Below are 24,945 nucleotides of genomic sequence, written 5' to 3' on the forward strand. Positions count from 1 at the left end.
ACTACTACATAGACGAATTGCAGGCACTTGGCGACATTCCACCCAGCTTACAGAACTACATTGACTATGAAGCCTACGGGCGAGATTTGGATATGGGCGGTTGCTTTATTGAAACAAGCCGAGGTATGTGCGAGATACCATATTAACGCTGAAAGATCAGCAACAAGCATTGTTGCTACTGACAGCGTATTTCTCTTTTAAGGGACAGTCTGAAACATGGCTGTCCTTTTCTATTTAGAAACTTACGAAAGGAGCTGAAAGAACTTGAAAAAGATTAAAAGCTACACGGGTATCTGGAACGTGGAAAAAGTCTTGTATGCAATCAATGACTTTAACCTGCCTTTTCCCGTTACTTTTACACAGATTACATGGTTTGTGATTACAGAATTTATCATCATTCTGTTTGGGGATATGCCCCCACTTTCCATGATTGAGGGAGCATTTCTCAAATACTTCGGTATTCCAGTTGCTCTCACTTGGTTTATGTCGCAGAAAACCTTTGACGGAAAGAAGCCGTACAGCTTTTTGAAATCACAGATAACCTATGCCCTGCGACCAAAAATCACTTATGCAGGAAAAGCCGTAAAACTGCATAAGCAGACCTTGAATGAAACAATCACGGCAGTAAGGAGTGTGAACTATGTTCCCGATAAAATATATTGACAATAACCTTGTCTGGAACAAGGACAATGAGGTGTTCGCCTACTATGAGCTGATACCGTACAACTATTCTTTCTTATCCGCAGAGCAGAAATTTATCGTGCATGACAGTTTTCGACAGCTTATCGCACAGTCCCGTGAGGGTAAAATTCATGCCTTGCAGATTGCCACAGAAAGCTCAATCCGAAGTATGCAGGAACAGTCAAAGAAACTGGTAACGGGCAAACTTCGTGAGGTGGCAGTCCAGAAAATAGACGAACAGACTGAAGCGTTAGTATCAATGATTGGGGACAATCAAGTGGACTACCGCTTTTTTCTTGGCTTTAAGCTCATGGTTACGGAAGAACAGTTCAATCTGAAGAACATCAAAAAATCGGCATGGCTGACGTTTGCGGAATTTCTCCATGAAGTGAACCACACGCTGATGAATGACTTTGTTTCCATGCCGAATGATGAAATCAACCGTTACATGAAAATGGAAAAGTTACTGGAAAATAAAATCTCCCGTCGCTTTAAGGTACGTCGCTTGGAAATCAATGATTTTGGGTATCTCATGGAACATCTTTACGGCAGGGACGGTATCGCCTATGAAGATTACGAATATCAGTTACCAAAAAAGAAATTGCAGAAAGAAACGCTGATAAAATACTACGACCTTATCCGTCCGACAAGGTGTGTGATTGAGGAAAGCCAGCGATATTTACGCTTGGAACATGAGGACAAGGAAAGCTATGTATCCTATTTTACCGTCAATGCGATTGTAGGCGAGCTTGATTTTCCGTCAAGTGAAATCTTCTATTTCCAGCAACAGCAATTCACATTCCCCGTTGATACTTCTACGGGCTATGTGGTGCAGGAAGCCTATAAGCTGGACTTCATCAATGATATGGCAGACAGTATCGGAAAAAGCATACAGACCCTTGCAGGCGTAACACAGAACGGTTTTTCCAGCTCTGGCTTTTATGTCGGTTTCCTGCTTCTCATTATCTTAGTGGTGGGACTTTATGTTTGCATTTGCTTTTGTATCATTGATAATATTGTATTCTACACCGAATCGTTTCCATACAATTTGGATGAAATCTGCCAATAAAATAGAACCTCCTCCAAGAAATACTGTCTGTGTCGTATTGAAATCAATTCCAAGCTCACGAAACTTTCCAAGTAATTCTGTCACATATCCGATAGCAACCTCACGTACACGTTCTTTTAACTCTGGTTTATAGCAACCACCTCTTTCCAATATAATATTGTCAATATCCTCTTCATCCAAGAGAATACTGTATTTTTGTCTTATCGCAGCTTTAATACTGTTATATAACCGAATGACACCATTTTCTAATGAATCGACATACTCCATTTCCAGCTGTCCAAATCTTAAAACCATATAATCTACGGTAAAGCCACCAATATCGATTAATAAAATTTTTGGTATTACCGATAACTGTTTCTTCACAGCAAGAAGACAATATGCGGCATATGCCTGTATATAAACTTTTACTTCTTTGAAAACAATTCGGTATGAAATGCCTTTATAGCAAAATTCAACTACTGCCCCATTCCGATAAAAATACTCCCTGAATTTTTTTCGCTGTTTCCCATAATGCGCAGGCGGCAGTCCTACCAGAAGCTCAATCTCCTGTAAATTTTGCGGAAGCAAACCTTCATTTTTTTCGCGGTAAGATAATTCTTTTGCAATGGCAAATAATGTCAGAATATAATACCGATCATCTGCGGTCTTATCTTCCATATACGAGATTCTTCTATTCGTTGTCATATAATATTTTCCTTCGTACTCAATCACCTCTTCCAACTCTCCTGGCAGTGTATCCAAAATTTCCACCCCGGAATTGAACTCACAGTTCTCTGTTTTCATGTGTTTGTTACCGGTATCCACTGAAATAATCATATGTATTTCTCCTTTCAAAATCCAAATATAGTATTGCTATACGCCTTTTTTGCGTCCTTGCAATTTCACTATAGAGATTTTGGAAAATCTGTGTCAATAGGATTTTGGAAATAATTATTTTTCTACGTAATCTTCACAAACCAGCTTCAGTACACGTTCACTTTCTCCCTCATAGCCCCATAATATGCTTCCTACAGCTTCAAAAGCCTGTTCACGCCAACGAAAATATGTAGTCCTGTGAACTCTTGCATATTGCGGAAAATGTAGTTCCAGCTTGTCCAGGATTTCATCAATGTTCTCTGGTTTTGTTGACGATAAATAACTGTAATAAAGTACCCAATAATACCGCTCCCCCTGCGGATGGTACCTTCGCATAAGATCAACGGCTTCATCAATTAAACGCAAATATTGGTTTGATCGGTTGATGGCCTCTACACGCTCTTTCTCAGATGCCAAATCTCTTTCCACGTCCATTCCCGCTTGATAAATGCTTTCTAAGAATTCATCCACGTCTGTACCATACTCCATATGGAATCGACGTTTAACCTGATTAATTTTAATTTGCATCTGCCAGTTTACAGCCCGATAAATTTTGAATAATTTAATAACGTCATGATAGGCAGTATTTTCTTCCCCCTTATATTCCTTTGAAATTACTCCTGATCTTCCCCTTGCCACAGCTCTGTCTCATCCTTTCTCTTTTCATTTAATTTTCTAAACGCCTTCTCCATTTCGTCGTCCATTTTTCCAGCTCTAACAAGGCAGCAATACATGAGTATAATTACCACTGCCAGCAGGATCCAGAAAAAAAGCCAAAAATGCCACATTTTTGATTCCTCCGTTTCTAATTTTATGGAGTGGTACTATACTCTCCTATTATAAATAATGGAATTACTTGTCGAAATGTGTAAAAAAATGGAAAAAAAATGCGATTTTTTTAAGATTTTTTTGATTTGAAATAAGAACCACATTGAAATACAATCGCACCAATAATGCATCTTCTCTTTTTCTAAAAACAAAGCCCAATAATATCTGGGCTAAAAATTGTCCCAAACACTAAAATAAGCCCATAAGTTATCAAATAACCCATGGACTTATTCATGTATTTTTATTCATCAAAATTTATAAAAAATATTCATTTACACACCTTTTACATTCTTATTTTGATACCCCATTTTCACACCTCTAGTACTCCATTTTTACTCCATTTTCGTAATAAATAGCGTGAAATTATAATAATTTACGTGAAATGCGCAACTCTCTTAACCCCTGGAAATACTGGAAAAATCAGGTGTTCCGTAGAGGTCGTATGGGGTGCTCTGATATACGTAATAATTCAGCCAATTGGTATACAGGTTGTTGGCATGGGCTCTCCACAGCAGAAGCGGACCGTTTTCGGGGTTGTTGTCGCGGTAGTAGTTTTCAGGCATTTCGATGGGGAGACCTTTGCCAAGATCGCGTTTGTACTCGCCGTCCAGGGTGACACGGTCGTATTCCGGGTGACCCATTACAAAAATCTTGCGGCCGTCTTCTGCCATGGCAAGAAAAAGACCTGCTTCGTCGGATTCTGCAAGGACAGTAAGGTCTTTGCAGGCATGTACATCTTCAATAGGAACTTCTGTATGTCGGGAATGAGGTGCCAGAAATACATCATCGAACCCTCTGACCAGCGGAATTTTGCGGTTCATTACCTTGTGCCAGAAAAGGCCAAACATTTTCTTATCCAGCTTACGTTTCTTCAGTCCATAGAAATGGTAAAGCGCAGCCTGAGCAGCCCAGCACAGGAAAATGGTAGATGTCACATGGGTCTCTGACCAGTCCATGATCTGGGTAACTTCCTCCCAGTAATCAACCTCTTCAAACTCCATCTGCTCTACCGGTGCTCCTGTAATGATCATTCCATCAAACTTCTTATCTTTCAGTTCAGAAAAAGTCTGATAAAATTTGTTCAGATGACTCCTGGAAGTGTTTTTCGCCTGATGGGACTCCACTGCCATAAAGCTTACGTCAACCTGCAGAGGAGTATTGGAAAGAGAGCGAAGAAGCTGAAGCTCGGTTTCCTCTTTCAGTGGCATTAAATTTAAGATCAGAATATAAATCGGACGGATATCCTGGTGCATAGCACGGTTCTCGTCCATAACAAACAGGTTTTCTTTTTCCAGAATCTCCTTTACCGGGAGATCACTTTGTATTTTAATTGGCATTGCAATTTCCTCCTACTATTATACATACTTTTTGTCATTCCTTTCGCTTCGCTCAAGGCACAAGCAAGTTATGAAAAAGTTACTGTTCACTGGTAACGTTCCGCGAGGTGTTTTTTATAAACAAAGTTCACAGAAAACCCGAAAACCTCGTCGCGAGATCATGGGATTGCATGATTTTTATGCATCGCAAAGGGGATTGCTGTAAACGAAGTAAGCAAAAAACACAGATTACCAAAAGGCATTCTGCAAAATATACCGCAAAGTACAACGTACAGATTACCCAAATTTTCTTTTAAATCCCCGCCAGCTCCAGGAAATCCTCCTCCGACAAAATCGGGATTCCCAGTTCCTGTGCCTTCTTGTTCTTGGAAGAAGCCGATGTTTTATCATTATTGATCAGATAGTCTGTTTTCTTTGTCACAGAACCGGTCACCTTACCGCCGCGGGCTTCGATAAATTCCTTTGCCTCAGAACGGTTGGAAAAATGCTCTACACTGCCTGTAATAACAAAGGTTTTCCCTGCAAAAACCTGTTCCGCAGAAGTCTCCTCATGAACCAGATGAAGATGACTGAGCAGATGATCCAGCTTCTGATTATTCTCTGCGCTCTTAAAATAATCAGCCAGACTTCCGGCGATTACCGGACCGATTCCTTCAATCGAGCTGATCTCTTCTTCCTCCGCATAGCGGATTTTCTCTATATCATCGTCAAAATATTTACAGATCACCTTGGCATTTGCAAGACCGATACCTGTAATCCCAAGACTGTAGATCACCTTGGCAAGAGTAGTTTCTTTCGCTTTCTCCAGACTCACCATCAGATTATCAAAGGACTTCTGACCAAATCCTTCCATTTCTACAATCTGATCTTTATATTTTCCAATTTCAAAAATATCACCAAAATTATGAATAAATCCCATTGCAATAAACTTCTCCAGAGTTGCCTCTGAAAGTCCGTCAATATTCATGGCATCACGGCTGGTAAAAAGGCTGAAGGACTTAATCTTCTTGGCAACACAGTCCGGATTCATGCAGTATAATGTCTCCACATCGTTTTCCTTGCGGATACGCGCCTCCCGGCCGCACACCGGACATTTATCCGGAATTACCAGATTGCCGCTTCTTGTAAGATTCTCCGCAATCTGGGGAATGATCATATTGGCTTTATACACCTTAATGGTATCTCCAATTCCAAGCTGCAGTTCCTTCACAATACTGATATTGTGCACGCTGGCACGGCTTACGGTAGTACCTTCCAGCTCCACCGGTTCAAAAATTGCAACCGGATTAATCAGTCCGGTTCTGGACGGACTCCACTCCATATCCACCAGCTTGGTTTCCCGCATTTCATCCGCCCATTTAAAAGCAAAGGAGTTTCGCGGAAATTTCGCAGTACTCCCCAGAGACTCCCCATAGGCGATGTCATCGTAGGTCACAACCAGTCCGTCTGATGGAAAATCGTTGTTTACAATTGTCTTTGAAAAATAATCCATGGCTTCATCCAGACTTTCAGAGGTAACCAACTTATACTCCACCACCTCAAAGCCCTGTTTCTTCAGCCAGATAAACTGCTGCTCCCTGGAATTAGAAAAATCCACATCCCGGGCACTTACCAGGGCAAAGGCATAAAAACGCACATTTCGTTTCGCCGTAATCTCGTTATTCAGCTGACGCACGGAACCACTGCAAAGATTCCGCGGGTTCTTATATTTGGCATCTGCATCGCCTATAGTCTCGTTGATCCGCTCAAACTCAGAATAAGTGATAATCGCCTCACCCCGAAGCACCAGCTGACCTTTATAAGGGATGCGAAGAGGAATATTCTTAAACACCCTGGCATTGTTGGTAATAACCTCACCTACAATTCCATTCCCCCTTGTTACTGCTTTCACAAGTTCACCGTTCTCATAAGTAAGAACAATGGTCAGTCCGTCCAGCTTCCAGGATAAAAGGCATTTGTGATTTCCTATAAATCCACGGAGCACTTCCCTGTCTTTTGTCTTATCAAGGGATAGCATGGGGCTTGGATGTTCTTCCTTCGGAAGTTCATTGACTGCCTCGTATCCTACACGGACAGTAGGACTATTTGTGAGTACAGTGCCGGTTTCTTTTTCCAGCTGCTCCAGCTGGTCGTACAGGCTGTCGTACTCCTGATTGCTCATGATTTCCCTGTCTTCCTGGTAATATGCCTTCGCGGCCTGATCCAGCTTTTCTACCAGTTCTTTCATTCGCTGTAGAGAATTTTCCATGATGTCCTCCTGTTTTACTGTTATAATTACTGCAAGCAGATTTCCTCTGTGAGACAGACTGCCGTTTTTCTGAAATAGTGCGGGAAGCAGCTGGCTTATTTTGCCTTTTTTCTTCTGGAATTGAAGAAAAGGGAATGCTGTCTCTTCCCTGTTTTTGGGAAAATACAGGCACACTGTCCTGCCTTCTGGCTGCGGGAAGCTGGGAGGAATCTGCAATTCCACGTTCCAGCTTCTTCCACTCCTCCTGGGTGGCTTCTCTGTACCCGCCCTCTTTCAGGCCATCTATTGTCAGTTCCATGATTCGTACGCGCTTCAGACTAAGCACCTGATATCCCAGATATTCACACATTCGGCGGATCTGCCGGTTCAATCCCTGGGTGAGAATAATCCGAAAAGAATTTCTCCCTGTTTTTTCCACAAAACACGGACGGGTAATGGTATCCAGAATAGGAATTCCAGATGACATTTTTTTCACAAAATCACCAGCAACTGGTTTATTCACAGTCACCAGATATTCTTTCTCATGGTAGTTTCCTGCACGCATGATCTTATTTACCAGGTCTCCCTGGTTTGTTAAAAGCAAAAGCCCTTCGGATTCCTTGTCAAGGCGTCCTATAGGATAAATTCGAACCGGATAATTCAGATACTCCGTAACTGTAGTCTCCTGGCGCTGTTTTTTTGTGCTGCACACCACACCTCGGGGCTTGTGAAATAAAAGTAGAACTTTTTCTTCTACTTTTTTCACAGGCTTACCATCCACAAATACAACTGTATCTGCTGTAATCCTTTCTCCCGGTTCTGCCTTATGACCTTCCACAGTCACCCGTCCGTTCTGGATCAGGCTGTCAGCCTCACGTCTTGAACAGAATCCCGCTTCGCTTAAGTATTTGTTGATTCTGATTTTTTCGTCCATTTTTCCATTATATAGTTTTTCCCGGGCATATGCAAGGCAAACCTTGCCCCAAGCTCCAAAAGCTCCAGAACACATAAAAAAAAGCTTTCCCGCAAAGTGTAATGCACATCTTGCAAAAAACCTTCTCCACACACGCTCCAAAGCGAATATTAAGCAGCCAATAAAGAAGATAGAAGCATGCAAAAAGCCAGGACAATTTCCCCGTCAACACTCTGCAGACACTGTAAATTCTTCCACACTGCCGCAGGCATTACACAGGAAAATCCATCCCGGCTTCCACATTCTTTTCTTATTTTTCCAATAAGAAAAACCTCTTTATTCCGTTTTCAGATCTGAGAACTTCATTTTCACAACACACATAGCTCCCATCATCAGTGCTACACCGATGATCAGGCACAGCGGGCTCTGGATAAAGCCGGCGAAAATGTAAGTTACAAAGGATACCACTGCTGCCACAATGGCATAAGGCAACTGGGTTGACACATGATTTACATGATCACACTGAGCTCCCGCGGAGGCCATAATCGTCGTATCCGAAATCGGAGAACAATGGTCACCGCAAACAGCACCAGCCATACAGGCAGAGATGGAAATGATCATCAGGTCTCCCGGTGTGTTTTCAAATACATGAACCACAATCGGGATCAGAATACCGAAGGTTCCCCATGAAGTACCAGTAGCAAATGCCAGGAAGCAGGCTACCAGGAATATAATAGCCGGAAGCATATTTACCAGTCCTTCTGCAGAAGACTTCACCATTTCCGCAACAAACTCAGCAGCACCCAGACTGTCCGTCATACTCTTTAAGGTCCATGCAAAAGTAAGGATCAAGATTGCCGGTACCATGGACTTAAATCCTTCTGGAATACATGCCATACAATCGCGGAAGGACAGCACTCTGCGCACCATATAAAGAAGAATGGTGATCACCAGACCGAAGAAGCTTCCAAGCACCAGTCCGACAGAAGCATCACTCTGGGAAAAAGCAGTTACAAAATCTGTACCGCTGAAAAATCCACCAGTATAGATCATACCGATTACACAGCAGATAACCAGAGAGATGATAGGGATCAGAAGATCCATAACCTTTCCTCTTGGGTTCACCGGTCCATCACCTTCGCCTGAAGCATAAGGACGGGCTGCTGTGGTAAACAGATCTCCTTTTAACGCATTGGACTCATGCACACCCATAGCACCAAACTCTTCTTTCATCAGAACCATGGATACCATCATTACAATCGTAAGAAGTGCATAATAGTTATAGGGAATAGCTCTTACAAACACGGACATTCCATCCTCACCCGGAACAAAACCGCTGACAGCAGCTGCCCAGGATGAGATTGGTGCAATGATACATACCGGCGCAGCTGTGGCATCGATCAGGTATGCCAGCTTCGCGCGGGATACATTGTGCTGATCTGTGATCGGTCTCATAACACTGCCTACCGTCAGACAGTTGAAATAATCATCAATAAAAATCAGCACTCCAAGCAAAATGGTTGCCAGTTCTGCTCCAACTCTTGTCTTGATGTGTTTGCCGGCCCAGCGGCCAAAAGCGGCTGATCCTCCAGCCCGGTTCATCAGGCAGACCATAGTTCCAAGAATTACCAGGAACACCAGAATACCTACGTTACTGCTGGATGATAACACACTGATCATTCCGCCTGAAAAAATATGGTTAACCGTTCCCTCAAAATTACCGCCAGAATACAAAAGTGCTCCAACTAAAATTCCAAGGAACAGGGAACTGTAAACCTCTTTTGTGATCAATGCCAGAACGATTGCCACAACTGGCGGTATCAATGACCAGAAAGTAGCGTACACAGCAGGTGTGCCAGCCTCCTCTTCTGCCGCTGCCAGAACAGTCACCGGACATGCCAGGACAAACATCATAACAGCTGCAAAAAGAACAGATAATTTTTTACAATTGTACTTCATTATCGATTTCCTCCCTCTTTTTTCCTGAATATCAGATGACCAGTCACAAACCGGTCAGAGCGTTTTCTTAAAAGCCTCCTCTTCTTTAACGCAAAAAGCCATGAATGCACTCCCATTATGGGGACACATTCATGGCATTTATTCTTCACAGGATCTATACCTTAGATAGCGCTCCACAACAGTGACAGTCTGCCGCATATTCTGCGTCAGCCCAGAACTTCTCTCCTGGCTGAGAAAAAATCCTTCGGCAGTCTCCCCTTTCATTCCAGCCAGTCCGCCATACGACCCAGAGCGTGTATCTGCGTATGCCCATAATCTGCACACAACCAGTTTCTGCAGCTGAAATTACTGATGAAGCCTGCGCCTCTATCATAACTTCCCATATTCAGTTTATTCACAAACTCAATGTATCAGCTTTTCCCTGTAAATGCAACCCTTTTATTCATAATATTTGAAAATACCGTACTCATTTACCTGACCGATCAGATAGAACCCTTTTGTTTCCATATACAGCTGCTTCTTTTTGCTTGGAACCGGAAAAACCAGGTAATTGCATTTCAGTCTTTTTGCATTTTTTACTACCTTTTTGATCACCGGTACTTCTGCCACAAGCTGTTTATGGAGCCATCTTGCAGCTTTTTTTCCAGAGGCTCCTTTACCGCCTCTTCCGTAAGGCATTTTGATAGACGGATCATAAACTCTCACATAGGAAGCTATTTTGTCATCCGTTGCCAGGTAAATCTCTTCATTTTCTTCCTTCTGCTCATTGATCAGATTGCAGATGCTTACTACCTCATCAGGAATCTTCTGTACATTCTGAACCTTTTTGTAAAAACCATCTTTATTCAGGCCAGTTCCGCAAAAAGCCAGCACTGCCGCAATAAAAATCAGAAGTATGTACTGCCGTGGTCTGGAAGCTCCCACCTTTTTTATCAGGCAGTTTCCTGCATAAGCTATAAGCGGCACTGCCGGAAGAATCCATAATACTCTCCAGTAAACCGACCGTCCTATACATTTCTGTATAATATAAGCAGTCACCGGACAGAAAAACACAGCAAGAAAAACTACAATATAGCCGGATAAAATTCTGGATCGTTCTTTTTTTCTTCCGAATACCAGGAAATACAAACATGCAGCCAGCAGTAAATAGACATAAAATCCGTTCCCCCAGTATTTCTGCCAGGCATCCAGTGAAGCCAAAAGTGCTCGTTTCATCTCTCCACCTCCTAAAATACCAGAATGTATACCACGCCAAGTATCAGGGATGGCAGACAGCAGACTACACTCTTTAAGAATCTTCTTCCGTCTCTGAATTTCACCAGACTAAGCAGAGCAAATACTCCCATCAGAAGAGGGGCAAGCATGATTCCCATTGAGGAAAACAGACAGCAGGCTCCATTTGCCAGAAAAGCCAGGCTCCATGGATATTCCGGTTTTTCCTGCATAAAAATCTCCATACAGAGCAGAAATAAAAATGGTAAAAATACCCCTGCCAGCACAGCTTTTCCCTGCCAGATCCTGCCCATTGTGAAAATTTCTGAATTGTATACCGAATATCCGCAAAACCACAGAATCACGGCACAAAGGATCATAAAAATCCCCTGTTCTCCTGCCTTTCCCCGGAAGAATATGCGGCTGTACTGAAAAAGCACCACATATGCCAGAAAAACAAATACCGCCGGAAAAACAGTATGTGCCACAATGGCTGGATGAAGCCCTCCGCATAACCGGCTGGTCACGGCAAGAAATGCAGGAAACGGGGAAAGAATGTAACGGCTTGGCAATACATTGTAAGCGGCCCCGGTGTAGGGATTATATGCATAAAGAGAATCGGTTTCCACCGCGGTAGTTGCTGTTCCTACATAAAAAGCATCATCTTCATCCATATGGGCATAAAGCACCACAACGATAAGCTGGATCAGAATCAGAATTCCTGCCACCACAAGCTCCGGGGAAATTCCAGTCGCTTCTGTCCTTCTGCCGCAATATGTGCCAGCGCCTTCATCGGTTTCCTTCTGCCTCTTCTTATAAAGACTCCGGGCACCCAGAAATGCCAGTACACCAGCCACCACGCCATATGTAATGGTCAGCACATGAAGCGGCTGTTTGGTAAAAATCATGGTAAGAGAAAGCAGCTCTGTAATGGCAAACAGCAGTGTATAACCGGCCAGAAGATATTCACCGTAGGTTCTTTTTTCTCTGCGGAAATAGAATCCCCCTGCCAGGCAGGGAACCACCAGCAGCCAGATCACTGCCAGTATCCCCTTAAAAATAAATCCCATATATTATTTCTCCAGTTCTTTTTTCAGAATTCCCATGGCAACCTTCTCCGATGTGATCGGCAGCTCTCTTACCCGGACACCGGAAGCATTGTAAACCGCATCTGCAATTGCAGGACAAGGGGTATCGATTACCAGCTCACCGATGGACTTGGCACCAAAAGGACCGCTCTTTTCATAGCTGCTCTCAAACTCAACCCGGATATTTCCAATATCCTCACGGCTTGGGATCTTGTACTGCATGAAAGAATTCTCACGAATCTTACCTTCTTTGGAATACTGCACATTCTCCATAAGTGCCATACCGATTCCCTGGGCAACTCCTCCCTCAGTCTGCACACGGGCAAGATTGGGATTAATAGGAGTTCCGCAGTCTACAACTGCCACATAATCGATCAGGTCAATATTTCCTGTCTCTTTGTCTACTTCCACTTCTGCTGCCCCAACCATATAAGGCGGCGGAGAAATCTGGGAAGAATAGGAGGCAGTCACCTGCATTTCCAGGGTATTTCCGCAGGTTCCCTTATAAGCAATCTCCTGAAGACTGACCTCTTTTTCCCCTGCGTAGACTTTCTTTCCATCAAAGTCTGCTTCCTCAGGACTTACACCCAGCATTTCAGCACCCAGCCGGATAATCCTCTTTTTCAGCTCATTGCAGGCGTTAATAACTGCATTGCCTGTCGCGTAAGTAGTGGCAGATGCATAAGAACCGGAGTCATATGGAGAAACATCCGTATCCACACCAAATGCAACAATATTCTCAAATTCTGTTTCCAGACAGTCGGCTGCCATCTGAGAAAGAATGGTATCACAGCCCGTACCCATATCTGCACATCCAAGGGAAAGTGTATAGGATGCGTCCTCATTCAGCTTCAGGGTTGCGCCTCCCACGTCCACATTTGCAATAGAGGAGCCCTGCATCGCCATGGCAAGACCTACGCCGCGAACTTTTCCATTTCCCATATCACGGCATGGATATTTCTCATCCCAGCCGATCATCTCCTTGGCACGGGCAAGGCAGCGATCCATTGTACAGCTTGCTGTATGAGTCAGGTTTCCATCATAGTCATACATTGGCTCGCCTTCAATTGGCATATTCAACTCACGGATTCTTGCAGGATCCATATTCATCTTATGAGCCAGCTCATTGACAGCGGATTCCACTGCATAAATTCCCTGTGTAGCACCATATCCACGGTATGCGCCGGATGCCTGCACGTTGGTATAAACAACCTCATAGTCAAAAGCATAGGCTTCCAGATTCCGGTACAGGGCAATTGCCTTATGACCTGTAAGTCCGATGGTTGTAGGACTGTGATCTCCGTATGCACCAGCATTGGAAAGCGCCTCTACTTTAATTCCTCTTACGATTCCGTTCTCATCTGCGCCAACTTTTACATGTACTTCCATCTCATGACGGGGAGAAGCGCAGATTAAGGATTCGTAACGGCTGTAAACGATTTTGGATGGACGTCCTGTCATCCAGGTAACAATTGCCGGATAAATTTCACAGACCTCTGTCTGCTTAGCTCCAAAGCCGCCGCCAATACGAGGCTTGATCACGCGGATTCTGGAGGATGGGATTCCAAGGGCATTTCCAAGAATTCGGCGAAGGTGGAACGGTACCTGTGTGGAGGAAACCACATTCAGCCTGCCGAAATAATCCTTGGTACAATATGTGCGGAAGGTCTCCATCATACACTGCTGATTGGCCTTTGTGTGATAAACTTCATCTACTGTGTATTTGCATTCTGACAAAACCTTGTCAATATCTCCCATTTCCTCATGGCCTTTTGCTGCAAGGTTCCGCTTGTTATCTGCACCAACCGGGAACTTGGATTCCCAGTCTTCTTCCGGGTGGACCAGAACCGGATTATCCTTAGCTGTATGCATATCCAGAACCGGTGTTTCCACGCGGTATTTCACTTTAATGCGCTTCATGGCAAGGTCTACAGCTGCTTCTGTTTCTCCTGCCACAATTGCCACTGCATCCCCTACGAAACGAAGATGCTGATCCAGGATCATTCTGTCATAAGGACTGAACTCCGGATAGGTCTGTCCGGCAGAGGCGAAACGTCTCTTTGGAACATCTTTCCAGGTAAGGATCAGTGCCATTCCTTCTACCTTCATGGCTGTGTCCGTCTTGATCTCTTCCACCCAGGCATTGGCATAGGGACTCCTTAAGATCTTGATGATCAGGCAGTCCTTTGGTGCCAGGTCGTCTGTGTAGACTGGCTTTCCGGTCACCAGAGCCATGGCATCCTTTTTCTGCAAAGACTTATTTACATAGCTCATGCCTGCACCTCCTTCTCCTGGATATTTCCGTTTTTCTTATATTCCAGATATTTCAGGATACTTCTGGTCTGTCCAACAAAACCGGAACAGCGGCAAAGATTGCCGGCCAGATATTCCTTAATCTCTTCTTCAGTCGGATCTTCCAGTTCTTTTGTCATCGCAAGTACATTCATGATAAATCCCGGATTACAGAATCCGCACTGCTCTGCACCTTCATTGGCAAGAAAAGTTCCAAATTCTTCTGCTTCTGCCTGAAGTCCCTCCATGGTGGTGACCTTTTTGCCGTCAATACGGGCAGCAAGGACACTGCAGGACAGCATTGGTTTGTCATTTACCAAAACAGTGCAAAGACCACAGTTGGCAGTTTCACAGCCTCTTTTTACACTGTAGCAGCCAAGGCTTCGAAGAAACTCCAGAAGCATGGTGTCAGGACTGATTTCCGCTTCCTTTTTGGCTCCGTTCAGCCAGAAATTAATTTTCATCTGTCATACCTCCCACTGCTTCTAATGCTCTTCTTGTGAGAACCTTCACAAGAAGGGTTCTGTACTCTGCGCTGCCTCGCATGTTTCCAAAGGTAGGAACCTTCCGGGCTGCATAGTCTGCAAATTTCTGAACCGCTGTCTTCTTCTCTTCCGAAGACATGGTTTCCATGCCTGCAAGGAGACCTTCTTCGTCTTCCAGAAGAAATGCCTTCGCCGGACGGGCGCCGTAAACTGCTCTCACACCATTTTCAGACAGCCTGATACAGCATGCCAGTACCGGGAAATCGGTCTTGGTATTACGCAGGCTTAAATAGGCAACCTGCAACGGAGTTTTCTTTATAATAATGCGTACCAGAATATCTCTGTCTTTTGGCATTTTCACAAAATCAGAAAGACAGACTCTGCCGCCTTTAAAAAGTTCCACCTCTGTATCAAGTGCCAGAAGCATGGTGAGTACATCAGAAAAGCCGAAGCGTCCCCAGATACTTCCGCCTACAGTGGCGCAGTTGCGGAACTGTACGCCTACAATATGGCGCAGGCTTTCTCTTATGGCACCTTTCGTATATGTATGAAGTCCCTGATGAAGTTCCAGGTCCCGCAATGGGGTCATACAGCCAATCACAAATTCACTTTCTGTTTCTGTGATGGTATCCAGACCAAGCCCGGAAAGATCAATGGCTGTGGTTACAACACGGTTACCCATTTTCAGCCACACCATGCCGCCAAGCACACAGGCAGTCCGCTTCTGGTTCAGCTCATAAGCCTGTTCCAGAGATTCTGCTTTCACATAATTTTTTATTTTGAGCATGTTCAATTCCTTTCTCATATTGTATCACTGTTCATCGTTTTCCAAATACGCTTTTCCAGAGCGTGTTTGAAAAAGGCTTTCTGCAATCTGTACATGCAGTGAACAGCAATCGTATTGCTATTTTTAGTATAACAAGAAAGGGTTCAAATTTCCAGCGAAATGACATATTCAGAATATTTTTTTGTTTTGATTTTATGCAAATTATATAGATATTTTCATACAATTATGTTATAATGCGAAAAAGAACAGAAAATAGTTTTCATAAACTATTTTATAACAAAATTATTTACAAATCCACCACAAAAGGAGGCGCCGTTTATGAGTAACCGTGTTATAACAATCAATCGTATGTTTGGAAGTAATGGACGTATTATTGGAAAGGCTCTTGCGGAGGAACTGGGATTTAAGTTCTATGATAAGGAGCTGATCGAAATGGCCAGCAAGGAGAAGAATATTCCTTTCGATGAGTTTGCCAGAGTAGATGAGAGAAAAGCCAGCCAGTGGCTGTATCCGGTGGATTACGAGCTGCAGATGAATCCGGAGTACCATTTCGTTCCCATGAATGATGTGCTTTACGATCTGCAGAAGAAGATCATTTTGGAGGCAGCCGAAAAAGAGAATTGCGTGATTGTTGGACGCTGCGGCAATTATATCTTACAGGATAATAAGGATAAGCATCTGAGTCTGTTTATCTATGCTCCGTTTGAGGACCGTGTGAAGACGGTGATTGCACGTACCGGCCGGGAGGAAAAGAGTGTAAGGAAGCTGGTGAAACGTACGGATAAGGAACGCCGGGCTTATTATGAGTATTTTACGGATACTAACTGGCTGGATATGCTGCAGTATGATCTGTGTATTAACAGTAGCAGGGTGACGAAGGAAGAGATTGTGGAGATGGTGAAGAAGTTGATCTAAAGTGTATAGAAAGACAGCCCCGTTTTTGGCGGGGCTGTGATTTTTTGCTATTTAGTTGATTAAAAGTTCTTCAATGCGGACGCATTTGGACAATGTGTATTACTCACTCGCCGGCGCAACGCTCCAGCAAACTAATCGCTAACTGCGACTAATGCGTTCGGGAGAGCCCTCACGCATAAGTCTCCGTAAGCGCTGGATTTCGCTTACGCTAAGAGCGCGCCTGAAATGGCTCGCTGGAGTAATACACATTGCCCAAATGCTGTGTGTCGGCTAGATCTGAGGTTATTTAGAAACTTTTAACGAGGGGGAGGGGAAGTGATTGGTTTCCCGATACTTTCTTGGCAATGTTAGATTAGGTAAAACCAATAAAGCGGTGAAGTATCAACCATCTAAATGGGGTTTCGAAAACACATAAAATAATATGTCAAGTTTTTGTTTGCAAAACAGCCCTAAAAATGTGCAAATACTTCATAGAAATTGTAAAAGCCACTAATTTCCGGCAAGTTTCCCATAAATTTTCGTTTCCGATACAGTATAGGGAAACCAGTCACTCACCCTCCCCACCTGTTGAAAGTTCCTATGCACAAATAAGTCCCAGCCAGTACACAGCATTCGGGCAATGGTGATTGCTCTAGCGAGCCATTTCAGGCGCGGTTTTAGCGTAGGCGAGTGAGCAATCACCATTGTCCGAATGCGTCCGCCTTGAATAACTTTCAACCAATTAAATAAATTTTCAGAAACTCATAAATTTCTTCTTCAGTTGGCGGACATCCTTCCAGGTGGTGGGTGAAGTGGCGGGTGCAGTGGCCGATTCCCAGGGTGCCTTCCTGGTTTCGGTAACCTTGACCGATGGAGATTCGGGTGGTCAGGTTTGAAAGGAGACCTTCTTGCTTCAGGCGGTCAAGGGCAGGAATCAGGTTGCCGTAACAGGCGCTGCAGGATTCTACTTCTTCTACAGCGTCGGCAAGCTCTACCACTTTCCGTGACTTGGGAATGGGGGCACCGGGGTTACCGTCGAGGGCGTGGATTTCTGCCTGGCGGATGTCGGCGCAGCCAACACCAAGGGTGGCAGCCTTTGTGATGTAGGGAACCTCTTCTACCTGGTAGTACATCATGTCGCAGACGTAGGCATCCATAAGAACCGGATCCACAGCTGCCAGAACGCGGTTCATCTCTACGGGGTTGCCGCCGTCTTCGAAATCCAGATCACCGCAAATATTATCTACCATGATGAAATCCTGGTGGATAGCAAGGCCCAGGTGAGCGATGGGATCATGGAGGCCAAGTGCGTGGAAGCGGCGCTTCTCAGAGTTGGGCAAAAGACCTTTCATGTTCTTCAATGCACAGGTGATTTTGGTCTGACAGTGACCTTTTAGTACCGGAACATTAATAAGGAAGTCCAGGTCAAGGACACTTTTACAGATGTTTAAGATCATATCGCCACATTGTACAGGCACTCCCTTTTCCTTTTGCATGTCAAGGAACGGAACGTTATATTTTTCACAGAGGGACTTGAAACCACAGATTTCGTAAGATTCAGAGGTTTTATCTCCTACCCAGGAGCCTTCCATGATGACCAGGTTGAAAAACCCTTTTTCCTGAAGGTATTCTACGATTCCGGCGACTACCTCCGGATGGGTGGTGCCACCCCAGTAGGCTTCCATGGGAGCGACCAGGTTTGGCTTGATGCCGATCCGCATATTGTACAAACCAAATTCTGAATTCTGTTTTTCCACAGAATCCGGAGAATAGAAACAGTCCACTTCTGCTTCAGAGTTGTCAATAAGACTGCTCTTTGTTTCAAACTTCTTCTCTATCTCCCCTTCCAGATCACACGCCTCCAGCAGTTCTTTCGTCATCTCCTTATATTCAGTTCCGCATTTTATAAAAATCTGATTCTTCTTCATTTCCGGATCAGTACTCCTTTTTCTCCATAATCTTTATGGATATTGTACAGGAAATCAGAAGCATTAGCAACATAAGAACAAACAGCATCGCCAGACAGACTGGGATTCCAAGGTTCCAAATGCGCAGGCCCAGATTTTTCAGACCTGAAAAATCCACTTTCATTTTCTGGCATAGTTCTACGCCAATCCATCCTACAGCCATGATGCCAAATACAAGAACAAATAGCACCAGCCTTCCTGTAGAGCTTCCATATTTCAACTGTACCGGAAACACAACCGCATTTGCGAAAACAGCAAGAAAAAGACCGACAGCTGCAGAAGCGGTCAGTTCTTCCCAGGACACCATACGATATCCGGAAGCATTTACGCCAATTGCAATTGCAACAGCAATAGCCCACAATACCGTGACCATCCCTGCACCCAGCAGATACTTCTCCTTCACATATTCTTTCCTGCTGATAGGAAAAGTAAAAATATAAGGCATACCATTATCCATATCATCACTTGCTATGGTATTCAGTGCCATAACAGCAGCCAGAACAGACACATAACTGATTAGAAAAGAAGGACCTGCGGAAGTACTAAGGAAACAGAAAATGGCTATAATATATACGCCAATGAACGTTTTCATGTTTCCCCTCATAATTTCCATGTCTTTTACAAACATACCTTTCATAATACTTCCCCCTTGATCATCATAGTAATAACCTTGTCCACAGACCCACGTTCTATTGCAAGCTGCGGGTAGTTCTCCGCATAAAATGCACGCTCATCTGTGAGACAGCTGTAGCCGTATTGCTCCTTCTTCACCTTGAGAATATGCTGCTTATCAAGCAATTCATATTGCTTCTCGTCAGCCTTGATAAGACCATATTCATCCAGCAGCACATCTGTATTCTCATGAAGCACGATCCGTCCCTTATCAATCATATAGATATCATCACACAGGCTCTCCAGATCTGAGGAAATGTGGGAGCTGATCAGAATACTTCTTCCTTCCGTCTCCATATATTCCCGAAGGAGTTCCAGAATGCTGTCCCTGGCAATCACGTCCAGACCGGCTGTAGGCTCATCCAGAACAAGAAGTCTGGCATCAAAGCTGGTGGCTGTCAGCACTTTTAACTTTGCTTTCATTCCTGTGGAAAACTCTTTTAGTTTCTTATCCATGGGGATGGAAAACAGGCTGCACCGCTTCTCAAACATCTCCCGGTCAAATTTCTCATAAGTCTCTGTCAGAATATGCACAATCTGTTTCACGGTCAGACAATTGGAAAAACCGCTGTCAGAAAGTGTCGCGCCTATATCCGCTTTCTCTTTTTTGGAAATCTGCTCCATATCCTTATTAAACAGACGAATCTCTCCTGCATCAGGATGAACCAGCCCTAGAATAACCTTAAAGGTAGTAGACTTCCCTGCTCCATTAGCTCCGATCAGACCGGTGATCTGTCCTTCTTCTATTTCCATACTTACATCCAGGGAAAATCCAGGATAATTCTTCTGCAAATTCTTCAAACTCAGCAGCATATCTACTCCTCCATAATAAGCTCAAACAGTTCCCGGATCTCTTCCTCAGACAATCCGCTGATCCGCGCTTTCCGGATCACTTTCTCCAGTTCTGTCTCAATCTCCCGCTTCCGCTCTTCCATAAGAAGTCCCTGGTTATTCTTGGCAATAAAGCTTCCTTTCCCATGCACCGTAACCACGAACCCCTCTTCCTCCAGAAAGTCATACGCCTTCTTTACCGTAAGAGCACTAATCTTCAGCTCCTTCGCCAAAGTTCTCACAGAGGGAAGCATTTCCTCTTCCTTTAACGTCCCGTCAATGATCATCGCCTTGATCTGATCTGTGATCTGCTCATAAATTGGCTGCATCGACGAGTGATTAATTATGATCTTCATGTGACTCCTCCTTATGTAAACAGCATATAACAGTATTATACTGTTGTCAAGTGTTATATGCTGTTTATTTCCACTTAATTCATAGTTACTTTGAACAATCAGCCTGGGATGGGCAGTGTGTTGCGGACAGTTAGTCAAAAAACGGGATTTTATGAGTATAGCGCAGGTTCCATAAACACTGTCTGAGCCCAGCATGGGCGAGTTTGTTTATGGAACCTGCAATCGACGACGGAGTAAAATCCCGTTTTTTGACGTTGTCCGCAACACACTGCCCATCCCAGGCGTCCGCCTTCGCCACACAAAAAAAGACGTGCATACCTGAGTCTAAACTCACATACACACGCCAATATTTTTATTCAGCTTTATTAAACACTTCTTTATCCACAGCCCCATTCTGGCAAGCCACAATGGTCGTACAAACAGCATCACCGGTAATATTAACCGCTGTTCTTGCCATATCCAGAATACGGTCAATACCCATGATAATACCGATTGCCTCAACTGGAAGACCAACAGAATTAAATACCATAGTCAAAGTAACAAGTCCAACACTTGGAATACCTGCGGTACCAATGGAAGCCAGTGTGGCTGTTCCGATTACTGTAATATAATCCATAGGAGTCAGCTGGATTCCAAAAGCCTGGGCAGCGAACATAACCGCAACTCCCTGCATAATGGAAGTACCATCCATATTGATAGTCGCACCAAGAGGTATGGTAAAAGAAGAAATCTTCTTGGAAACACCCATCTTCTTGTACAGCGTATCAATAGAAAGCGGAATAGTCGCATTGGAGGTTGCAGTGGAAAAGGCAAAGGCCATAACCGGGAAAAACTTTCTGATAAACTTCACCGGATTCAGGCCTGTGAACAGCTTCAGCAAAATCTGGTATACACCAAAACACTGGATTGCCAGAGCGATCAGAACTGCGATCATATATTTTGCCAGAGGCACAAATGCGCTGAAACCAATGGTTGCAAAGGTTCTTGCGATCAGACTGAATACACCAATGGGAGCCAGACTCATAACCATCATAGTCATTTCCATCATAATATCATTAAACTGGCTGATAAAATTGGAAACGGTCTCCGCACGCTCCCCAAGCTTTGCCAGGATCACACCAATGATCAAAGCAAACACTATGATCTGAAGCATTTCCCCACTTGCCAGGGACTTGATGGGGTTATCTGGAATAATATTGAGAATGGTCTGAACCAGAGAGGTGGACTCCATAGTCTCAATATCGGAAGCATTTACCTGGATCTTACTCATATCAAGACCAATTCCCGGTCTCAAAAGAGTTCCGATTCCAAGGGCAACTGCAACTGCCACCGCTGTTGTGACCAGATAAAATGCAAGTGTTTTTCCACCTACATTTCCCAGCTTCTTAGTATCACCAATAGCCATACTTCCACATACCAGTGAGCAGAAAACAAGAGGTACTACCAGCATTTTCATAAGGCGGATAAATCCCTGCCCAAGAACGTACAGCACTCCCTCAACGATCACATCATTCTTCACACTGCTATCCGGCACCAGGTAATGGAGAACCATTCCTGTGATTGCTCCGGCGATCAGCGCAATAAAGATCATACTGGTTAAGCTGATCTTCTTTTTCTCTTTTACATTCTTTTCTTTCTTCGCGCTCATCTTAGCCCTCCCGTTTTTCTTTCATAAATTCTTCCAGAGAATCCTTCCAGCCAGGCATCTCATATACATCGATAATGCGAAGGATGAAATTATCCAGAACTGCATATGCAGGTCTGGCAGAAGAAAGATCAGACTGCGGGGTAGGTACCGGATTCAGCTGCTCCTCTTTGCCTGCAAGGCGAAGTATCTCCTTTGCAAATTCATAACGATTGCAAACACCCTGACAGGTTGCATGATAGGTTCCGTACTCATTGGTGCGGATCAGATGCAGGATAATTCTTGCCAGATCTTTGGCACTTGTAGGGGAACCATACTGATCCTCCGCTACAGCCAGAGCCCTGCCCTGATCTGCAGCCTCCAGAACACGGTTTACAAAGTTATTTCCCTTTCCGAATACCCAGTTGCTTCGGATGATAAAGTGCTTGTGGGTAAACTCCTTCACATAATTCTCCCCGGCGCACTTGGATTTTCCGTAAACAGTCTTAGGGTTTGTATTGTCAAACTCCGTGTACGGCTTCTGTGCCAGACCATCAAAAACATCGTCTGTGGAAAGCTGCACCATCTTTGCCCCTGTTTTTCTTGCCACAAGGCTTAAGTTACGGGCGCCTAAAGCGTTTACACGAAATGCTTCCTCCGGCTGCTTCTCGCAAAGCTCTACGTCTGTGATCGCAGCACAGTTGATGATCACATCCGGACGGTTGATCTCTCCAAAATGAAGAACTTCGTCTGTTTCTGTAATATCAAGCGCATTTTTGTCTGTATTCAAAACTTCAATTTCCAACGGATCCAGCACTTCATTAATTGCCTCGCCAATCTGGCCTTCAGATCCTACGATCCATACTTTCAGCATGTTTTCTCCTCCTTTTCACACGATAAATAATATTTTAACAAGCCAGGCCATACACTGTCAAGAAAAAAGATTGCGCCCTTTTTCCAAATCTAAAAATTGAATTTCCAAAACAGCTCTTGACATCTTGAATTTCCCAGTCATACCTTGTATAATTTTTGCCAAATGAACAGGGAAGGATTCAGAATTATGAAAAGAAAAGTAGGGAAACGAAAAAAGCAGCTGCAGCAAAAATATTTCTTCCGAAAACTTCTTCTTACAGAAGGGATCCTGATCATTGCAGCAGTTATTATACTGGGAGGAGTTTTCCTCGTAAAAAGGATACGGGAAAATGTAAATACAGTTTCCATGGTTGAGGAAGCCAGCGGTCTGGACATGGATGACTCCAATTCTCTTGCCGCTGTAAAAGCCGCAATGGCAAGACCGGCAGAATTTTCTCCTAAATGCGTAGATTCCACCAGCCCATCTTTATACATAGAAACCACAGACATTGAGGTGGACGGACAGATACTTGCCAATACTTCGGATTATACCTCCACAGATACCCACTCCTTCGATGCCGGGATCAGCTACACAGATGTGGATGGAATCGTCACCTTCCGCGGAAACAATTTCCGCGACACTGCAGCCTATGGCAATACACAGATTAAAAATGGAAAAATCCAGGATCTCTGGACAGCAAAAACCGGCTCTATTACTTACGGCGATGCCACCTGGTCCGGAAGCGGCTGGACCGGACAGCCTCTTATGGAAAAATGGTCCCAAGAAGTAAAGAAGTCCATGAATATGTACGACTGGGCAAAGGAAAAAGACGATCTTGTGGAAGTGATCTATGCCTGCATGGACGGCTATGTATATTTTCTGGATCTGGAAACCGGCGAGGCTACCAGAGATCCCCTTTACCTTGGTTTCACCTTCAAAGGAGCAGGTGCACTTGATCCCAGAGGTTATCCAATTATGTATGTGGGCGCAGGTTATGACAGCAATGAAGGCACTGCCAGGGTCTTTGTTGTGAATCTTCTGGACTGCAGTGTGATGTATACCTTTGGAAATAATGATGAATTTTCCCTTCGCGGAAATTTAAGCTACTTTGATTCCTCCGCCCTTGTGGATGCTGCCACAGATACCCTGATCTATCCAGGAGAGAACGGAATTCTTTATCTGATCAAACTGAATACCAGTTATGACCCGGAAGCAGGCACCTTGTCCATCAATCCGGATCACATTGTAAAATGGCGCTACTACGGAACACGTACCAGCGTAGGCTCCTACTGGCTTGGCATGGAGGACAGCGCAGCCATCTATGACGGTTATCTTTTTATTGCTGATAACGGCGGCAATCTGATGTGCCTGGATCTGAATACCCTGCAGCTTGTATGGGTGCAGGATATTCTGGATGACTCCAACTCCACTCCTGTTTTGTCTGTGGAGGACGGACACCTTTACCTGTATGTCAGCACCTCTTTCCGTCTGGGCTGGCGAAGCAGCACCACTGCAGAGGTTCCTGTCTGGAAAATTGATGCGGAGACAGGAGAGGTCATCTGGCAGACCTCTTACGACTGTTCCTCCGAGGACAGTGTTTCAGGTGGTGTACAGTCTACCATCGCCGTTGGAAAAGAAGAATTGTCGGATAACATTTATGTGACTGTTGCCAGAACCGGCGGACAGGCACAAGGTGTACTTGCATGCATTGATAAAAATAGCGGGAAAGTAAACTGGGAACATGAATCTGCCTATGCCTGGTCTTCACCTGTATGTGTATACAATCCGGATGGCAGCGGAAAGGTTCTCTACTGCAACAGCACAGGACATATCTATCTTCTGGATGGAAAAACAGGAGATGTTCTTGACTGCCACCAGATCAGTGAGGGAGTCATCGAAGCATCTCCTGCTGTATATCAAAGTTATATGGTTGTGGGAACCAGAGATTGTAAAATATGGGGGATGGAACTGCAGTGATGCGGTTCCTCCCCCATTTTATTTATGCGCTAGAGCGT

At 44.2% G+C, this 24,945-nt stretch carries 22 protein-coding genes, 1 pseudogene and 1 riboswitch; of the genes and pseudogenes, 5 read left to right on the forward strand and 18 right to left on the reverse strand.

The features are described 5' to 3' along the window. The 3 genes from I4V84_RS08405 to I4V84_RS08415 form a co-directional block, all read left to right on the forward strand. On the forward strand, window positions 1-146 hold a 146-nt coding region (locus I4V84_RS08405; RefSeq protein ID WP_139045268.1), incomplete at its 5' end, for an antirestriction protein ArdA. A 118-nt stretch (window positions 147-264) separates the two neighbouring features. Further along, window positions 265-663, forward strand: a complete 399-nt coding sequence (locus I4V84_RS08410) for a conjugal transfer protein (protein ID WP_011861948.1) — start codon at window positions 265-267, stop codon at window positions 661-663. Beyond that, a complete protein-coding gene (locus I4V84_RS08415; RefSeq protein ID WP_334286051.1) occupies window positions 641-1,750 on the forward strand; it encodes a hypothetical protein in 1,110 nt (369 codons plus the stop codon). Before I4V84_RS08410 ends, I4V84_RS08415 begins: the two co-directional genes overlap by 23 nt. Here I4V84_RS08415 and I4V84_RS08420 read toward each other — a convergent pair. From I4V84_RS08420 to I4V84_RS08475, 12 genes and pseudogenes are all read right to left on the reverse strand, one after another. After that, window positions 1,649-2,566, reverse strand: a complete 918-nt coding sequence (locus I4V84_RS08420) for a ParM/StbA family protein (protein ID WP_195991591.1) — start codon at window positions 2,564-2,566, stop codon at window positions 1,649-1,651. The two genes, I4V84_RS08415 and I4V84_RS08420, sit on opposite strands and share 102 nt — an antisense overlap. A gap of 114 nt (window positions 2,567-2,680) precedes the next feature. Further along, window positions 2,681-3,244 (reverse strand): hypothetical protein, encoded by a 564-nt coding sequence (locus tag I4V84_RS08425; RefSeq protein WP_118584045.1) that lies wholly within the window; start codon window positions 3,242-3,244, stop codon window positions 2,681-2,683. Next, window positions 3,220-3,393, reverse strand: coding sequence for a hypothetical protein (locus I4V84_RS08430; RefSeq protein WP_173719018.1), 174 nt, complete (start codon window positions 3,391-3,393; stop codon window positions 3,220-3,222). Before I4V84_RS08430 ends, I4V84_RS08425 begins: the two co-directional genes overlap by 25 nt. Window positions 3,394-3,828: 435 nt before the next feature. Continuing rightward, the gene (gene metA / locus I4V84_RS08435) at window positions 3,829-4,770 is read right to left on the reverse strand and encodes a homoserine O-succinyltransferase (RefSeq protein WP_173716862.1); all 942 of its coding nucleotides are present in this window, start codon (window positions 4,768-4,770) and stop codon (window positions 3,829-3,831) included. 292 nt (window positions 4,771-5,062) lie between these two features. Beyond that, window positions 5,063-7,018 carry an NAD-dependent DNA ligase LigA gene (gene ligA / locus I4V84_RS08440; RefSeq protein WP_195991593.1) on the reverse strand — a complete coding sequence of 652 codons (1,956 nt, stop codon included), beginning with the start codon at window positions 7,016-7,018 and terminating at the stop codon, window positions 5,063-5,065. Window positions 7,019-7,277: 259 nt separating this feature from the next. Continuing rightward, window positions 7,278-8,006: pseudogene (locus I4V84_RS08445) on the reverse strand (pseudouridine synthase); the annotation flags it as partial. 240 nt (window positions 8,007-8,246) lie between these two features. After that, the gene (locus I4V84_RS08450) at window positions 8,247-9,869 is read right to left on the reverse strand and encodes a Na+/H+ antiporter NhaC family protein (RefSeq protein WP_173716864.1); all 1,623 of its coding nucleotides are present in this window, start codon (window positions 9,867-9,869) and stop codon (window positions 8,247-8,249) included. Between the two features lie 158 nt (window positions 9,870-10,027). Further along, a riboswitch (Lysine riboswitch) is annotated at window positions 10,028-10,246 on the reverse strand. Window positions 10,247-10,307: 61 nt separating this feature from the next. Then, a complete protein-coding gene (locus tag I4V84_RS08455; RefSeq protein ID WP_195991595.1) occupies window positions 10,308-11,084 on the reverse strand; it encodes a hypothetical protein in 777 nt (258 codons plus the stop codon). An 11-nt stretch (window positions 11,085-11,095) separates the two neighbouring features. After that, complete coding sequence (locus tag I4V84_RS08460) at window positions 11,096-12,151, reverse strand: DUF6077 domain-containing protein (RefSeq protein WP_195991596.1); 1,056 nt, start codon at window positions 12,149-12,151, stop codon at window positions 11,096-11,098. A gap of 3 nt (window positions 12,152-12,154) precedes the next feature. Beyond that, window positions 12,155-14,443, reverse strand: coding sequence for a molybdopterin cofactor-binding domain-containing protein (locus I4V84_RS08465; protein WP_195991598.1), 2,289 nt, complete (start codon window positions 14,441-14,443; stop codon window positions 12,155-12,157). After that, on the reverse strand, window positions 14,440-14,925 hold the full coding sequence (locus tag I4V84_RS08470) for a 2Fe-2S iron-sulfur cluster-binding protein (protein ID WP_173719023.1): 486 nt from the start codon (window positions 14,923-14,925) through the stop codon (window positions 14,440-14,442). Before I4V84_RS08470 ends, I4V84_RS08465 begins: the two co-directional genes overlap by 4 nt. Then, window positions 14,915-15,733: an FAD binding domain-containing protein gene (locus I4V84_RS08475; protein ID WP_195991600.1), complete on the reverse strand. Its 819-nt coding sequence runs from the start codon at window positions 15,731-15,733 to the stop codon at window positions 14,915-14,917. The genes I4V84_RS08470 and I4V84_RS08475 overlap by 11 nt, the downstream gene beginning before the upstream one ends. Window positions 15,734-16,051: 318 nt before the next feature. On the opposite strand from I4V84_RS08475, the gene I4V84_RS08480 reads away from it, so the two are divergent. After that, the gene (locus tag I4V84_RS08480; RefSeq protein WP_148462290.1) at window positions 16,052-16,648 is read left to right on the forward strand and encodes a cytidylate kinase-like family protein; all 597 of its coding nucleotides are present in this window, start codon (window positions 16,052-16,054) and stop codon (window positions 16,646-16,648) included. Window positions 16,649-17,361: 713 nt separating this feature from the next. Here the strand turns inward: I4V84_RS08480 and I4V84_RS08485 are convergent. The 6 genes from I4V84_RS08485 to rfbD form a co-directional block, all read right to left on the reverse strand. Continuing rightward, the gene (locus I4V84_RS08485) at window positions 17,362-18,555 is read right to left on the reverse strand and encodes a DUF362 domain-containing protein (protein WP_243284054.1); all 1,194 of its coding nucleotides are present in this window, start codon (window positions 18,553-18,555) and stop codon (window positions 17,362-17,364) included. 7 nt (window positions 18,556-18,562) lie between these two features. Beyond that, window positions 18,563-19,231, reverse strand: coding sequence for an ABC-2 transporter permease (locus I4V84_RS08490; protein WP_195991602.1), 669 nt, complete (start codon window positions 19,229-19,231; stop codon window positions 18,563-18,565). Beyond that, window positions 19,228-20,079, reverse strand: coding sequence for an ABC transporter ATP-binding protein (locus I4V84_RS08495; RefSeq protein WP_118578596.1), 852 nt, complete (start codon window positions 20,077-20,079; stop codon window positions 19,228-19,230). Before I4V84_RS08495 ends, I4V84_RS08490 begins: the two co-directional genes overlap by 4 nt. Before the next feature lie 2 nt (window positions 20,080-20,081). Then, window positions 20,082-20,453 carry a GntR family transcriptional regulator gene (locus I4V84_RS08500; RefSeq protein ID WP_118578598.1) on the reverse strand — a complete coding sequence of 124 codons (372 nt, stop codon included), beginning with the start codon at window positions 20,451-20,453 and terminating at the stop codon, window positions 20,082-20,084. 352 nt (window positions 20,454-20,805) lie between these two features. Continuing rightward, window positions 20,806-22,101, reverse strand: a complete 1,296-nt coding sequence (locus tag I4V84_RS08505) for a dicarboxylate/amino acid:cation symporter (protein WP_118578602.1) — start codon at window positions 22,099-22,101, stop codon at window positions 20,806-20,808. Between the two features lies 1 nt (window position 22,102). Next, window positions 22,103-22,951 carry a dTDP-4-dehydrorhamnose reductase gene (gene rfbD, locus I4V84_RS08510; protein ID WP_118578604.1) on the reverse strand — a complete coding sequence of 283 codons (849 nt, stop codon included), beginning with the start codon at window positions 22,949-22,951 and terminating at the stop codon, window positions 22,103-22,105. Window positions 22,952-23,137: 186 nt separating this feature from the next. Between rfbD and I4V84_RS08515 the strand changes: the two genes are divergently transcribed. Next, window positions 23,138-24,907: a PQQ-binding-like beta-propeller repeat protein gene (locus I4V84_RS08515; RefSeq protein WP_195991604.1), complete on the forward strand. Its 1,770-nt coding sequence runs from the start codon at window positions 23,138-23,140 to the stop codon at window positions 24,905-24,907. Window positions 24,908-24,945: the final 38 nt, after the last annotated feature.

Origin of the sequence: Ruminococcus sp. 1001713B170207_170306_F1 (assembly GCF_015668065.1) — a bacterium.
Taxonomy (GTDB): domain Bacteria; phylum Bacillota; class Clostridia; order Lachnospirales; family Lachnospiraceae; genus Blautia_A; species Blautia_A faecis.

Coding starts and splice junctions, on each gene's coding strand:
- I4V84_RS08500 (WP_118578598.1), bottom strand. CDS start 20,453: ATGAAGATCATAATTAATCACTCGTCGATGCAGCCAATTTATGAGCAG.
- I4V84_RS08455 (WP_195991595.1), bottom strand. CDS start 11,084: ATGAAACGAGCACTTTTGGCTTCACTGGATGCCTGGCAGAAATACTGG.
- I4V84_RS08480 (WP_148462290.1), top strand. CDS start 16,052: ATGAGTAACCGTGTTATAACAATCAATCGTATGTTTGGAAGTAATGGA.
- I4V84_RS08415 (WP_334286051.1), top strand. CDS start 641: ATGTTCCCGATAAAATATATTGACAATAACCTTGTCTGGAACAAGGAC.
- I4V84_RS08475 (WP_195991600.1), bottom strand. CDS start 15,733: ATGCTCAAAATAAAAAATTATGTGAAAGCAGAATCTCTGGAACAGGCT.
- ligA (WP_195991593.1), bottom strand. CDS start 7,018: ATGGAAAATTCTCTACAGCGAATGAAAGAACTGGTAGAAAAGCTGGAT.
- I4V84_RS08460 (WP_195991596.1), bottom strand. CDS start 12,151: ATGGGATTTATTTTTAAGGGGATACTGGCAGTGATCTGGCTGCTGGTG.
- I4V84_RS08420 (WP_195991591.1), bottom strand. CDS start 2,566: ATGATTATTTCAGTGGATACCGGTAACAAACACATGAAAACAGAGAAC.
- I4V84_RS08485 (WP_243284054.1), bottom strand. CDS start 18,555: ATGAAGAAGAATCAGATTTTTATAAAATGCGGAACTGAATATAAGGAG.
- I4V84_RS08495 (WP_118578596.1), bottom strand. CDS start 20,079: ATGCTGCTGAGTTTGAAGAATTTGCAGAAGAATTATCCTGGATTTTCC.
- metA (WP_173716862.1), bottom strand. CDS start 4,770: ATGCCAATTAAAATACAAAGTGATCTCCCGGTAAAGGAGATTCTGGAA.
- I4V84_RS08450 (WP_173716864.1), bottom strand. CDS start 9,869: ATGAAGTACAATTGTAAAAAATTATCTGTTCTTTTTGCAGCTGTTATG.
- rfbD (WP_118578604.1), bottom strand. CDS start 22,951: ATGCTGAAAGTATGGATCGTAGGATCTGAAGGCCAGATTGGCGAGGCA.
- I4V84_RS08505 (WP_118578602.1), bottom strand. CDS start 22,101: ATGAGCGCGAAGAAAGAAAAGAATGTAAAAGAGAAAAAGAAGATCAGC.
- I4V84_RS08515 (WP_195991604.1), top strand. CDS start 23,138: ATGAAAAGAAAAGTAGGGAAACGAAAAAAGCAGCTGCAGCAAAAATAT.
- I4V84_RS08470 (WP_173719023.1), bottom strand. CDS start 14,925: ATGAAAATTAATTTCTGGCTGAACGGAGCCAAAAAGGAAGCGGAAATC.
- I4V84_RS08490 (WP_195991602.1), bottom strand. CDS start 19,231: ATGAAAGGTATGTTTGTAAAAGACATGGAAATTATGAGGGGAAACATG.
- I4V84_RS08465 (WP_195991598.1), bottom strand. CDS start 14,443: ATGAGCTATGTAAATAAGTCTTTGCAGAAAAAGGATGCCATGGCTCTG.
- I4V84_RS08430 (WP_173719018.1), bottom strand. CDS start 3,393: ATGTGGCATTTTTGGCTTTTTTTCTGGATCCTGCTGGCAGTGGTAATT.